We start from the raw sequence: 13651 nt of genomic DNA, 5'->3' as shown, positions 1-13651 counted from the left end.
TTTTGAATGATTCTAAATAAAATTCGGTAAAATTTAAAATTGAATAAAAAAATTAACTAAAACTCATCAATGTTAATATATTTGAGCATGAAAATTGTAGAAACGTTTATGAAAAAAAAGTTTATGAATTAATCAGGCTAAGTTGCCACTTTCGGGCTATACCGATTTTTCAAAATTTAAGATCTACATGCACGATACGGGTTTGCTTGGTGCAATGCTAAATATTTCATCAGAAATTATTGTTGATCCAACAAAATACTTTTCTGAATATAATGGAGCATTTATTGAGAACTTTATTACACAAGAGTTTGTAGCTCACGAGAAAACCGAATTGTTTTACTGGACTGCAAAAAGCGATGCTGAAGTAGATCTTATTCTGCAAAAACAAAACGAAATATTCCCATTCGAAATAAAAAGTGGTACAAGTAGAAATATTAAAAGTTTAAGGAGTTATGAAGAAAAATACAAGCCAAAATATATTATTAGATGTTCGCCTCGGAATTTTTATCAATCCAATAATTTTATTAATATTCCACTTTATGCAGGTTTTTTAATGAGCGAAAAATATCCTCATTCTATAGTTCACTGATTCGAAGGCCAATTATAAATCCGCAAATATCTCCTCAGGATACTCAATCTCAACCAAATATAAGCCACAAGCCGGAACAGAAACCCCAGCCTCCGATCTATTTTTTGCTTCAATAATATTTCTGAAATCATTGATTGAAATTTTCGATTTTCCAATTTCAATCATGGTCCCCACAATTGCCCGCACCATATTTCTAAGGAAACGATCTGCTGTAATTGTAAATTTCAGAATGTCGCCTTCCTGTTTCCATTCTGCAAAATGTATCTTACAAATATTTGTTTTTACATCGGTGTGCAGCTTGCTAAAGCTCGTAAAATCAGAATATTCATACAAAACCTGGCAAGCTTGGTTCATTATTTCAAAGTCGAGAAAAGTAGAATTATGGTAGGCTAAACCTTGCCAAAAAGGATTTTTATTTCTGATAATCAAATAATTATAAGTTCTCGAAACCGCATCGAAACGAGCATGTGCCTCATTTTTTACACGAAAAAATTTATGTACAGCAATATCTTTTGGCAAAAATCTATTTAGCCTGAAAACAATATTCCCAGTTTGTAAACCATCAGTTTTTGAATCGAAATGTGCAACAAAAAATTTTGCATGAACTCCGGCATCTGTTCTGCCACAGCCGGTAATTTCAATTTCTTCTTGCAAGATTGTCGAAATTGCTTTTGTTATTACAGATTGAACCGAAATATTTTTTGGCTGAAATTGCCAGCCATGATACTTAAATCCATGGTACGAAATTTCTATGAAGTATCTGAATTTCAATGCTTTTGTCTTTTAACTTTTTTTAACAAAAATACAGAAAATTACAAAAAACAAAACAATAATTTTGAGCGTTTTTTGTGAGATTTATCACAATTGGAAATTTTGCTTATTTATTAAACTTATTTTTATGGATACAATTAGTGTAACAACAACTCATGACATTAGCGAACTAAATGCTCGAATTAAGCAAGAAAGCTCCTTCGTTGATTTGATTTCAATGGAAATGAGAAAAGTTATTGTTGGACAAAAACATTTGATTGATAGCTTATTAATTGGATTGTTATCTAATGGTCATATTTTGCTCGAAGGTGTTCCGGGTTTGGCAAAAACATTAGCAATAAATACACTTGCACAAACTATTGATGCAAAATTTAGTCGCCTACAATTTACGCCGGATTTGCTTCCAGCAGATTTAATCGGAACTATGATTTATAGTCAAAAAAAGGAAGAGTTCATTGTAAAAAAGGGACCTATCTTTGCAAATTTTATTCTTGCCGATGAAATAAATCGTGCTCCGGCGAAGGTTCAAAGTGCTTTGCTTGAGTCAATGCAAGAGCGACAAGTAACTATTGGTTCTGAAACTTATGGATTGCAAGAACCATTCTTAGTAATGGCTACCCAAAATCCTATAGAGCAGGAAGGGACTTATCCTTTGCCAGAAGCTCAAATCGATAGGTTTATGCTAAAAGTTGTAATCGACTATCCGAATAAAGACGAAGAGCGTGCAATAATCAGAGAAAATATTGCTAAAACTTTTCCTAAGCCCGATACAATTTTGAAAACCGATGCAATAGTTCGAGCAAGGGAAGTTGTTAAGGATGTTTATCTCGACGAAAAAATTGAAAAATATATAGTCGATATAGTGTTTGCAACTCGTTATCCGAAAGAATATGGCTTAGATAAATTCGAAAATATGATAACTTTTGGAGCATCTCCACGAGCAAGCATAAACCTTTCGGCAGCAGCAAAAGCTTTTGCTTTTATCAAACATAGAGGATATGTTTTGCCCGAAGATGTTAGAGCAATTTGCCATGATGTGCTTCGTCATAGAATTGGTCTTAGCTACGAAGCCGAAGCTGAAAATGTAACATCCGAAGAAATTATCAATGAGATTTTGAATACTGTTGAAGTTCCGTAAAATAAATATGAATTATGAATTATGAATTATGAATTATGAATTTCAGTTCTCATATTAAATAATCAATTAACAATCATCAATAGTCAATTATTTTGGAAACTAACGAATTAATAAAAAAGGTCAGGAAAATAGAAATAAAAACACGACGATTGTCGAAGCATTTGTTTGCCGGCGAATATCACAGTGCTTTTAAAGGGAAAGGTATGACTTTTAGTGAGGTTCGAGAATACCAATACGGCGACAGTATCAGGACAATCGACTGGAATGTAACCGCTCGTTTTGCACATCCATACGTGAAGATTTATGAGGAAGAGCGTGAGCTAACAGTAATTTTGCTGATAGATGTCAGCGGATCGAAAGAGTTCGGTAGCATTCAGCAATTCAAACAAGAGATTATTACTGAAATTGCGGCAGTGTTATCATTTTCGGCGATTCATAACAACGACAAAATTGGTGTGATATTTTTCAGCAATAAAATAGAAAAATTCATTCCACCACAAAAAGGAAGAACGCATATTTTAAGGATTATCAGAGAGTTGATTGATTTTAAACCCGAAAATCGTGAAACAGATATTGCTGAAGCATTAAGATATTTTACAAATGCAATTAAGAAAAGATGCACTGCTTTTGTTATTTCCGATTTTATTGATTCAAAATTTGAAAATGCTTTAAAAATTGCAAACAAAAAACACGATGTTATTGCTCTGAAAGTGTACGACAAACGCGAGCAGGAACTTCCGTCAATCGGATTTGTCAGATTAAAAGATGCAGAAACCGGAAAATTATTATGGGTTGATACTTCGAGCAAAAAAACCAGAAATATCTATAAAGAATATTGGGACAGCACTGATAAGAATTTGAAGTACATTTTTTCGAAATCAGGTGTGGATAATGTTTCAATCAGTACAGATCAGGATTATGTAAAACCATTAATGGGTTTGTTTAAAAAACGATGAGTTTAGCCCGAAAACTATCGGGAGAATTTGAATTATGTGTATATGAATAATATCTATTTAAATTTTCAATTTCCAATCTAAATTTCAAAAAAAGAAAGAATGAAAATCAGTAAATATTTGATATTAATATTATCTGTTTTGGTGATAAAAACAGCAGGTTTTTCTCAAGAAATAAGTGCAAGAGCAGAACTTGATACAAATATGATTTTAATTGGAGATCATATCAAATTTTCAGTTGAACTAAATCAACCCACATATCTAACTATCGAATTTCCAAATTTCCTTGATACAATAATTAAAAATGTTGAGATTCTTGAACGTTCGAAAATTGACACAACATACATTACTGCCGACCAGATTCTTCTGAAACAGGAATTTTTATTGACTTGTTTCGATAGCGGATCTTACCTTATCCCGCCTTTGCCTTTCCCATTCGAGATGAACGGACGGCAAGATACACTTTATTCACAACCACTTTGGCTTGGTGTAAATACTTTTCAGATAGATTCGATTACAGGAATTGTAGATATAAAACCGCCTATAAATACTCCTTTCACCTTTGAAGAGTTTTTTGACAGATTTGCTATGCCAATAGGTCTTATAATTGTTGCTATAGTTGTAATAGTATTTTTGATTTATTATTTTAGGAAGAAAAAAGCAGATAAACCCATTGTGAAAAGAGCTAAACCAAAAAAACCTGCACATTTGATTGCACTCGATTCGCTTGATAAATTGAAGAAAAAGAAATTATGGCAAAAGAATAAAGTAAAAGAATATTATAGCGAACTTACCGAAATAACAAGAATATTTATTGAGCATAGGTTTGAGATTTTGGCAATGGAAGAAACAAGCGATGAAATATTGTTCGAATTAGGACAAAATAAAGATATTGAAAAAGAATCGATAGAAGAACTTCGTAAAATATTGGAATTGTCTGATTTGGTAAAATTTGCTAAACATATTCCTCTTGCAAACGAACATGAATTGTCCATGCAAAAGTCATACGATTTTGTTTTAAAAAACAAACAAACTGTCAACCTTAGTGAGAAGAAAGAAGATGGCTTAAAATAAATAAAAAATTAATATGTTGAATCTTAATAATTCGATAATAATCAATAGTAATTAAATTAAATGTTTTCAAAATTTACATACGCAAATCCTGAGTTTTTATATATACTTCTGCTTTTGATTCCGATGATTGTCTGGTATTTACTAAAGCAAAAATCGGCAAATGCAAGTTTGCAGGTTTCCACAATCAAGCCATTCGCAAAAGCTCCTTTAAGCTACAAACATATTTTAAAACATCTAATGTTTGTTTTACGAATTCTCGCATTTTCGCTGTTAGTATTAGTTCTTGCCCGACCACAATCTACCGACAATTGGGAAAATGTAACTACCGAAGGTATCGACATTGTTCTCGCAATTGACATTTCAGGAAGTATGCTCGCAGAAGATTTTAAACCAAATCGCCTCGAAGCTGCAAAAGATGTTGCAATTGAATTTATTTCAGGTCGGGAAAATGATAGAATGGGATTAGTAATATACAGTGGCGAAAGTTTCACTCAATGTCCGCTCACAACCGACCATGCAGTACTCATAAATCTTTTTAAAGATGTAAAAAACGGAATGATTGAAGATGGGACAGCAATTGGTCTTGGATTGGCAAATGCAATTAATCGCCTGAAAAACAGTCTAGCAAAAAGTAGGGTAGTAATTTTACTTACCGATGGTGTAAACAATCAGGGGGAAATTGCTCCAATCACTGCTGCTGAAATTGCTCAGACACTCGGAATTAGAGTTTATACAGTAGGAGTTGGAACTCGCGGAACTGCTCCTTATCCTGCAAAAGATTTTTTTGGAAATACAGTTTATCAGAATGTTGAAGTAGAAATTGACGAAAAAACTTTGAAGGATATTGCAGATCTAACAGATGGTCAGTATTTTAGAGCGACTAATAATAAAAGTCTGGCCAATATTTATAAAGAAATAGACAAGCTCGAAAAATCGAAAATTGAAGTTAAAGAATATAGCAAAAAGCAGGAAGAATATTTGATTTGGGCTCTTTATGCCGCCGCAATTCTATTTTTTGAAATTTTCATTAGAAATACAATTTTGAAATATTTACCATAGTAATTATGAATTATGAATTACGAATTGGATATTTAAATAGAAAAATTGAAGTTAGAAATAAACAATAATCAATAAATATAAAATTTGAATTGATGTTTCAATTTGCACAATTACAATATTTTTACTTATTATTAGCAGTTCCGTTGTTGATAATAATTTTTATGGTTTCTCAAACCCTAAGAAAACGAGCATTGAAAAAATTCGGCAATTTGCAACTTTTACAAAAGCTTATGCCGGATGTTTCAAATAGCCGGCCAATTGTGAAATTCATCTTTCTTGTTTTTGGCTTAATTGCTTTAATTGTAGGTATTGCAGGACCTCAGGTTGGCACAAAATTGGAAGATATTAATCGCGAAGGTGTTGAAATAATTATTGCTCTTGATGTCTCGAACAGCATGCTTGCAGAAGATATTCAACCAAATAGGCTTGAAAGAGCAAGGCGGGCAATATCAAAATTGGTTGAACAATTGAAAAACGACAAATTTGGATTGATAGTTTTTGCCGGCGATGCTTACACACAATTACCAATTACTACCGATTTTTCGGCTGCAAAAATGTTTCTTTCTACTGTAAACACCGGATTTGTGCAAAAGCAAGGAACATCAATAGGTTCGGCAATAGAATTGGGTGCGAAATCATTTGGTCCCGACGAATCGAGCAAAACAATTATTGTAATTACTGATGGCGAAAACCATGAAGACGATGCCATTGAAGCTGCAAAAATTGCTGCCGAGAAAGGAATTACAGTACATACAATTGGCATGGGTTTGCCAAAAGGTGCTCCAATTCCTATCAAGGGAAGATATGGTCAGTTTAGAAAAAACAAGTTAGGTGAGGTGGTTATTTCAAAACTTAATGAACCAATGCTTCAGGAAATTGCTTTGGCAGGAAAAGGAGTCTATGTTAGAGCTTCAAATACTCAATCGGCTCTGAAAATCCTTTTCGATGAAATTGAAAAAATGGAGAAACAAGAAATTTCTTCGAGTATTTATTCAGAATATGAGGAAAGATTCCAATATTTCATTGGCATTGCAATATTTTTTCTCCTGTTAGATTTTGTTTTACTCGATAGAAAAAATAAATTGTTTAGAGAAGTCAATATTTTTAAAGTCTAAAGATGTAAAGTTTTAAAGTTGAGAGTTATAGACTTGTTAATTGAAAATAGAAATAGTATGAAAAAAAACAGTTTACTGCTGATTTTAATAGTTGTTCATTTGCTTGCATTTTCGCAAGGCGATAAAAAACATATTCGCCATGGAGTTGAAATATATAAAGAGGCTCAAAGCGATACATCTAAGGTAGATACTTTAACTTATAGCAAAGCCGAGGTTGCTTTTCGCAAAGCTCTCGAAGAAGACTTGGATTCTTACGAAGCAAGTTTTAATCTTGCCGATGCTTTGTTTAAACAAGAAAAATTTGAGGATGCCGGAAATCAATTCAAAGTGCTTGCTCACAAAGAAGATGATAAAACTAAACTTGGCGAAATATATTATAATCTTGGAAATTCTCTTCTCGCTTCAGGAAAACTTGAAGACGGAATTGAAGCTTACAAAAATTCTTTGAGAAACAATCCGAACGACACTACGGCAAAATATAATTTGGCGGTTGCTCAAAAAATGTTGAAAGAACAGGAAAACCAGCAATGCGAAAATCCTGACCAGAATCAGGAAAATCAAGATAAAGAAAATCAAGATAAAGAACAACAACAAGAAAAACAAGACCAGCAAAAGCAAGAAGAAAAAAATCAAGAACAGAAAGAACAGAAAGAACAGGAGCAAAAGCAAGCTAAAGAAGAAGAAAACAAAGACCAGCAGAAAAAAGACCAAATATCGAAAGAAGATGCTTTGCGACTATTGCAAGCACTTGAAAATGACGAAAAGGATGTACAAGAAAAACTGAAGAAAGAGAAAGCTAAAGCGAAAAAAATACGAATTGAAAAAGACTGGTAAGCATACAAAAATAAAAATATGAATCGTAAATTCTTAATATTAGTATCTCTCTTTATTATCAGTGTAAGTCTGTTTGCACAAAATGTAAAATTCACTGCATTTGTTACAAAAAAGGTGGTTAGACAAGGCGAACAATTTCAACTAAAATATACTGTAAATGAAAGCGGAACGAGTTTTCGTCCGGCTGCATTTCGAGATTTTAATGTGCTTTCAGGTCCAAACACATCAAGAAGTAGTAGCTCATCTATCATTAATGGACAAATTTCAAAATCAATTGAATATACATATGCCTATTATTTATCTGCAAAAAAAATAGGGAAATTTACAATTGCTCAAGCACAAATAAATGTTGGTGGGAAAATCTACAAGTCTAATCCTGTTACCATTGAGGTTATAAAGTCTGCAAATCAATCAGGCAAACAAAATAACTCCAATTCTTCGGCTTCGTCAAATATCACAAATAAAGACCTTTATGTTTCTATCCAACTCAATAAGTCTGAGGTTTTTCTTGGCGAACATATAATTGCAACTATAAAAATTTATACAAAACTAAATTTGTCGAATATCAAAGATGCAACTTTCCCTTCATTTCGTGGCTTTGTCAAACAAGATATTCGTGTAATAAATGATTTGTCGCAACTTAGCAGAGAAAATGTAAATGGAGATATTTTTAATGTTGGAATCATTCAACAATCCGTTTTGTTTCCTCAACGAAGCGGCGAAATAGTAATCGAACCATTTGAAGCAGAGTGCATTATCAGACAGGAAACAGGAAGACGCAGTTTTTTCGGACCGTCCTACAAAAATGTTATTGTAAAAGCAAAAAGCCATCAAAGAAAAATAAAAGTGAAACCTTTGCCAGCCAACAAACCTGATGGATTTAACGGTTCGGTCGGAAGCATGAAAATGACAACTTCAATAAATAAGCAAAATGTAAAAGTTAATGATGCAATTACTTTGAAAGTGAAAATTTCGGGCAACGGAAACCTAAAAGTTATTGATCCTCTACAAATAAAATTTCCAACTGATTTTGAGATTTATGACCCAAAAATTTCAAATAATCTTAAATCCGGGCTAAATGGTGTCAGCGGAAGCAAAACTTTTGAATACTTATTAATACCGCGTCATGCCGGCGATTTTGAAATTTCACCTATAGAATTTTCTCATTTCGACACAAAGTCGAAAACTTATAAAACAATTAAATCGCAAGCCTATAAAATTCATGTAGAAAAGGGAGAGGATGATGATGTAACAAGCACAATTTCAGGATTTTCAAAAGAAAATGTAAAGTTTATAGGAAAAGATATCCGCTTCATCAAAAAGGATAAAATGAAGCTTCAAAAATCGGGAGTTCATTTTTTTGGAAGCAATAAGTTTTATAGTATTTATTTAGTTTCATTTTTGATATTTATAGTTGCATTCCTGATAAACAGAAAAAAAATCAGAGACAATTCAAATATCGTTTTAGTGAAAAACAAAAGAGCAAACAAAGAAGCAAAAAAGCGACTAAAAATGGCTCGACAATTCATGAAAGAAAACAAAGATGAGCAGTTTTTTAAAGAAATTATTAAAGCAATCTGGGGCTATTTGAGCGACAAAATGAATATTCCTTTTGTTGATCTTTCAAAAGAAAGTGCTATAGAAACACTTAGAAACAACAAAATTGATGATGAAACAATTTCAAAATTTGAAAAGCTGATTGATACTTGCGAATTTGCCAGATATTCTCAGGTTCAGGATTCATCTCAAACACAGAATATTTATCATGAAACAATGTCGATTTTCAGTATTTTCGAACAAAAAATTAAGAAGTAAGTGATTAGAATTATGAACAACAAAATACTAAAATCAGGTTATTATTTTTTAATTATTCTGTCTTTTCTATTATTAAATAGGATTGCACTTGCTGACAGTAACTCATCATTGATTGAGCTTGCTAATGAACATTATACAAATAGCGAATATGAATTGGCAGTAGATGCTTACGAAAAAGTTGTTGCTACCGGATACGAAGCTGCAGAATTGTATTATAATCTCGGAAATTCATATTATAAAATTGGAAATTTCACTTTGGCATTACTAAATTTAGAACGTGCCAAGTTGTTTGCTCCAAACGATGAAGATATTGATTATAATCTAAATTTGCTTCGCGAACATACAATTGATAAAATTGATGTCATCCCGGAATTTTTCTTGGTAAAATGGTATAAACAATTACTGGCAACGGCATCTAGCAACAATTGGGCAATTATGAGTAGTGTAGCTTTTGTGTTGTTCTTGATTTTTTTGTCGTTCTACCTATATTCACAAAAAATTTGGATAAAAAAATCGACTTTTGTAATTTCTATTTTTGTTTTACTTTTTTCGATTTCAACTTTTGTGTTTTCTTATCAGCAAAAAAAAGCACTTTCTGTTCGTAATTCGGCAATAATAGTTTCGCCATCTGTTACAGTAAAAAGTTCGCCCGATGAAAGCGGAACCGAACTATTTCAATTGCACGAAGGAACAAAAGTTTATGTTCAAGATAGTTTATCAAACTGGCGTGAAATTCGTCTTACTGATGGAAATATGGGTTGGATAAAATTTGATAATATTGCAATAATTTAATTTTGAGGTTTCTTTATGAATTTGCAAAACAAAATTAGCCACAGATTAATATAGTAGCATTTGGTAGGCTAAAAAAAAGTTTTCCAGCTGATAATGCAGATTAACTCAAAAAAATTGAATTAAATCTGCGAAAATCAGCGAAATCAGTGGGATATCTTAGCAATTTCAAATCTTTGCATTAACAATTTCAAGAATTTCCTTCTCAAGCTTAATGGTTTGTTGTTCAATTTCGTTTCCTTTTTTCAGAACCTCTTCGATATAACTTTTATCATCTAATCCACCCGCATTTATTTTTACGTTAAGAAATGCACCCATAACTGCCGATCGTGCAGCCAATGCACCAACTCCTGCATCGCTTACTGAATTTGGATTTCCGATTTCTGCCATAGCCTTTATAACCTCCATTGCTTCAAACGAAAGTTTCATAACTTTGAAAGGAACATCAATTGCATTTTTCGTAGCATCCTGAATAGCTTGATTTCTTGCTGTTTTTTCTTCGTTGTTAGATTTTGGCAAACCAAAGGCTGTCATTATTTTGTTAAAAGCATCGGTATCTTCATCCACCGATTTTAGTAAAGCGGTTTTGTAGTATTGACCTTTTTCTGCCCATTCCGAAAATTCTTCCCAGCGCTCGTCCCATCCTCTTTTGTGAGACGACAAATTTGCAACCATAGTAGCAAGTGAAATTCCGAGAGAGCCCATATATGCAGAAATTGAACCTCCACCCGGAGCAGGCGATTCCGAAGCAGTTTCGTCTGCAAATTCAGTCAAGTTCATATTTATCAAGGGACTTTTACTGTCGTCATCGAGAATATATTCAATTATTTTTTCTTTCGGATTAAACGGTTTCAACTCGTCGAGCCCAAGCGATTTTACCGCAATTTTTATTATTTCAGCTTCAGAAATTCCGCACGAGCGTTCTTGTTTTTTTAAATAATGACGACCGGCATCAAGCATTGCTTGTAAAGGAACTAAGCCTACAAGTTCAGAACCGCTTACTCTAATTCCTCTTTCCTGAGCTTTTTTGCAAACCTCGTCGAAAGCTGTATGAATAGGAGTAACGGTGATATCCGTCATATTCATAGAGATTTGTGCAACACCATATTCTTCAATAAACCAACCTACAGCTTTTGTTTTTTTGAGCGTTCCGGGGATTCTGATTTTTTCGCCATTTTCGTCAAGTGCAATTTTTCCGGTAACTGGATTTCCGGTGCGTTTCATTCTGCCTGCTTCTCTCACGTCGAAAGCTATTGCATTTGCCCTACGAGTAGAGGTTGTGTTCAAATTGAAATTGTAGGCAACAAGGAAATTTCTTCCGCTAATAGCTGTTGCACCTGCCGAGGCGTTAAATTTTGCAGGTCCAAAATCTGGTTTCCATTCCGGTTTTTGAAGTTTTTCAGACAAAGCTTCATATTCTCCCGAACGACAAAATGCAAGGTTTCTGCGTTTTTCTTGCATAGCTGCAAATTCGTAGCAATATACCGGAATTTCCAATTTTTCACCAACTCGTTTAGCAAGTTTGTGAGCATATTTTACGGTTTCTTCCATAGAAATATTTGCAATTGGCACAAATGGGCAAACATCAGTAGCTCCCATACGTGGATGTTCTCCTTTGTGTTTGCTCATGTCGATAAGTTCGGAAGCTTTTTTTATTGCCAGAAATGCAGCCTCAACAACTTCGTCAGGTGTTCCTACAAAAGTTACAACTGTACGGTTGGTGGATGCCCCCGGATCTACGTCAAGAAGTTTTACGCCCTCAACAGTTTCAATTTGATCTGTTATTTGCTTAATAATTTCCATATTGCTCCCTTCGCTAAAGTTAGGAACACATTCTATTAATTGCTTCATCTTTAAATTTTTAATTTATTATTATATTTACTTTTTACTTTTATCTATACAATTTTTCCATTCAAAATAACGGTTTCAACCAAATCGCTACCATAAGCATAAGGCATAAATTCATATGTTGGAATTTCTTTTGTGATGAAAACATTAGCAATTTTGTTTTTTGCAATGCTACCGTGAGTTTCGCTCAAGCCCATAGCATAAGCAGAGTTTATTGTGCAGGCATTTATGGCTTCTTCGGGCAACATACGCAGTTTTATGCAAGCCAGCGACATAATAAATTTCATATTTCCTGATGGAGAAGATCCTGGATTGTAGTCGGAAGCCAAGGCAATTGGAAGTCCTGCATCTATCATTTTCCTTACAGGAGGATCAATCATTCCAAGAAAAAAAGCTGCTCCGGGTAGGAGTGTTGGCATGGTTTCGGAATTTAACAATGCTTCAATTTCGGCATCTCCGGTAAATTCGAGATGGTCAACAGACAAAGCATTATACTTCACTCCAATCTGTATGCCTCCGGAATAGTTTAATTCGTTTGCATGAATTTTTGGCCTCATACCATATTTCATTCCTGCAAGTAGAATTCTATCGGTTTCTTCTACTGTAAAAAATCCTTTATCGCAGAACACATCAATATAATCCGCTAAATCTTCGGCAGCAACTTGTGGTATCATTTCGTTAATTACCAAATCGACGTATTCGCTTTGATTGCCACGATATTCGGCTGGTATTGAGTGTGCTCCCAGAAAAGTAGATTTGATAGTTATTTCGGTATTTTCTTTCAAACGTTTTATTACGCGGAGCATTTTAAGCTCATCTTCGGTGTTCAGGCCATAGCCACTTTTTATTTCAACAGCACCTGTGCCCAGTTTAATAATTTCGTCGATTCTGCCCAATGCCTGCTCGTATAGCGAGTCTTCAGAAGTATTATGTAAAAGTTTTGCCGAATTTAAAATCCCGCCTCCTCGTTTGGCAATTTCTTCGTAAGAAAGCCCTCTTATTTTATCGCCATATTCAATTTCGCGACTTCCGCTATAAACGAGGTGGGTGTGCGAATCGCAATAGCTAGGGAAAACCATGCGGTTTTTTGCATCAATAATTTCGACATCTGAATTTCCTTCAAACTGGTTAATGTCGATTTCTTCCATTGAACCAAAATCGGCAATTTTTTCATTTTCAATCAATAAATAGGCATTTTTTATTGTACTCAAATTTGCCATATCTTTACCACAAACTTTCAATCTTGATTGCTTCTCAGTATTTATTAGTTCCTTAATATTTATAATCAGAATGCTCATAATCTCATTTTTTTAAAGCTACGAAAATACAATTATTAGATTATATGGAAAACATCTTTCTGTAAGTTTATTTATTCTTTGGTTTTTTATCGGAATGGTGACCAAATAGAAGTTTTTTCAGGCTCGCTTTCAAAAATAATGTGAAAAGACTTTATTCATTTGAAAATTACGATTTTAAGGAATTTGCTTTTTTGTATTGTTAAATTTACTATATTTGGCATATAAATAAAGGGCATTGTTAACAAAGTATACTTAATTGATTATTCCATTTCAACATGAGCATCATTACAGCTTGTTTCAACATTTCTAACTTTTTAGTATAGCACTTGCTTTTTCTTCTCATTCTTGCTAAGAAGTGCCTGAATAAA

General features: G+C 33.5%; 12 protein-coding genes. 9 read left to right on the top strand and 3 right to left on the bottom strand.

What is annotated here, in order from left to right; all coding sequences use genetic code 11:
- Nucleotides 1–142 precede the first annotated feature (142 nt).
- A complete protein-coding gene (locus HN894_04100; protein MBT7142498.1) occupies nucleotides 143–589 on the top strand; it encodes a DUF4143 domain-containing protein in 447 nt (148 codons plus the stop codon).
- A 12-nt stretch (nucleotides 590–601) separates the two neighbouring features.
- Here the strand turns inward: HN894_04100 and truA are convergent, their stop codons facing one another.
- Nucleotides 602–1360 (bottom strand): tRNA pseudouridine(38-40) synthase TruA, encoded by a 759-nt coding sequence (gene truA, locus HN894_04095; GenBank protein ID MBT7142497.1) that lies wholly within the window; start codon nucleotides 1358–1360, stop codon nucleotides 602–604.
- A gap of 127 nt (nucleotides 1361–1487) precedes the next feature.
- On the opposite strand from truA, the gene HN894_04090 reads away from it, so the two are divergent.
- From HN894_04090 to HN894_04055, 8 genes are all read left to right on the top strand, one after another.
- Complete coding sequence (locus HN894_04090) at nucleotides 1488–2498, top strand: AAA family ATPase (protein ID MBT7142496.1); 1011 nt, start codon at nucleotides 1488–1490, stop codon at nucleotides 2496–2498.
- Nucleotides 2499–2590: 92 nt separating this feature from the next.
- On the top strand, nucleotides 2591–3454 hold the full coding sequence (locus tag HN894_04085) for a DUF58 domain-containing protein (protein ID MBT7142495.1): 864 nt from the start codon (nucleotides 2591–2593) through the stop codon (nucleotides 3452–3454).
- Between the two features lie 99 nt (nucleotides 3455–3553).
- Nucleotides 3554–4525, top strand: a complete 972-nt coding sequence (locus HN894_04080) for a hypothetical protein (GenBank protein ID MBT7142494.1) — start codon at nucleotides 3554–3556, stop codon at nucleotides 4523–4525.
- A 60-nt stretch (nucleotides 4526–4585) separates the two neighbouring features.
- Nucleotides 4586–5584 carry a VWA domain-containing protein gene (locus tag HN894_04075; protein ID MBT7142493.1) on the top strand — a complete coding sequence of 333 codons (999 nt, stop codon included), beginning with the start codon at nucleotides 4586–4588 and terminating at the stop codon, nucleotides 5582–5584.
- A gap of 92 nt (nucleotides 5585–5676) precedes the next feature.
- Nucleotides 5677–6699, top strand: a complete 1023-nt coding sequence (locus HN894_04070) for a VWA domain-containing protein (GenBank protein ID MBT7142492.1) — start codon at nucleotides 5677–5679, stop codon at nucleotides 6697–6699.
- A 57-nt stretch (nucleotides 6700–6756) separates the two neighbouring features.
- Complete coding sequence (locus HN894_04065) at nucleotides 6757–7533, top strand: tetratricopeptide repeat protein (protein ID MBT7142491.1); 777 nt, start codon at nucleotides 6757–6759, stop codon at nucleotides 7531–7533.
- An 18-nt stretch (nucleotides 7534–7551) separates the two neighbouring features.
- A complete protein-coding gene (locus tag HN894_04060; GenBank protein MBT7142490.1) occupies nucleotides 7552–9348 on the top strand; it encodes a protein BatD in 1797 nt (598 codons plus the stop codon).
- A gap of 12 nt (nucleotides 9349–9360) precedes the next feature.
- Nucleotides 9361–10140, top strand: a complete 780-nt coding sequence (locus HN894_04055; protein MBT7142489.1) for a tetratricopeptide repeat protein — start codon at nucleotides 9361–9363, stop codon at nucleotides 10138–10140.
- Between the two features lie 165 nt (nucleotides 10141–10305).
- On the opposite strand, the gene ftcD is transcribed toward HN894_04055, so the two are convergent.
- Together ftcD and HN894_04045 are read right to left on the bottom strand one after the other, a co-directional pair.
- The gene (gene ftcD, locus HN894_04050; protein ID MBT7142488.1) at nucleotides 10306–11988 is read right to left on the bottom strand and encodes a glutamate formimidoyltransferase; all 1683 of its coding nucleotides are present in this window, start codon (nucleotides 11986–11988) and stop codon (nucleotides 10306–10308) included.
- A 44-nt stretch (nucleotides 11989–12032) separates the two neighbouring features.
- Nucleotides 12033–13283 (bottom strand): imidazolonepropionase, encoded by a 1251-nt coding sequence (locus HN894_04045; protein ID MBT7142487.1) that lies wholly within the window; start codon nucleotides 13281–13283, stop codon nucleotides 12033–12035.
- Nucleotides 13284–13651: the final 368 nt, after the last annotated feature.

The sequence above is a fragment of the Bacteroidota bacterium genome (assembly GCA_018692315.1).
GTDB lineage: Bacteria > Bacteroidota > Bacteroidia > Bacteroidales > JABHKC01 > JABHKC01.
This window is presented reverse-complemented; position numbering and strand designations above follow the sequence as displayed.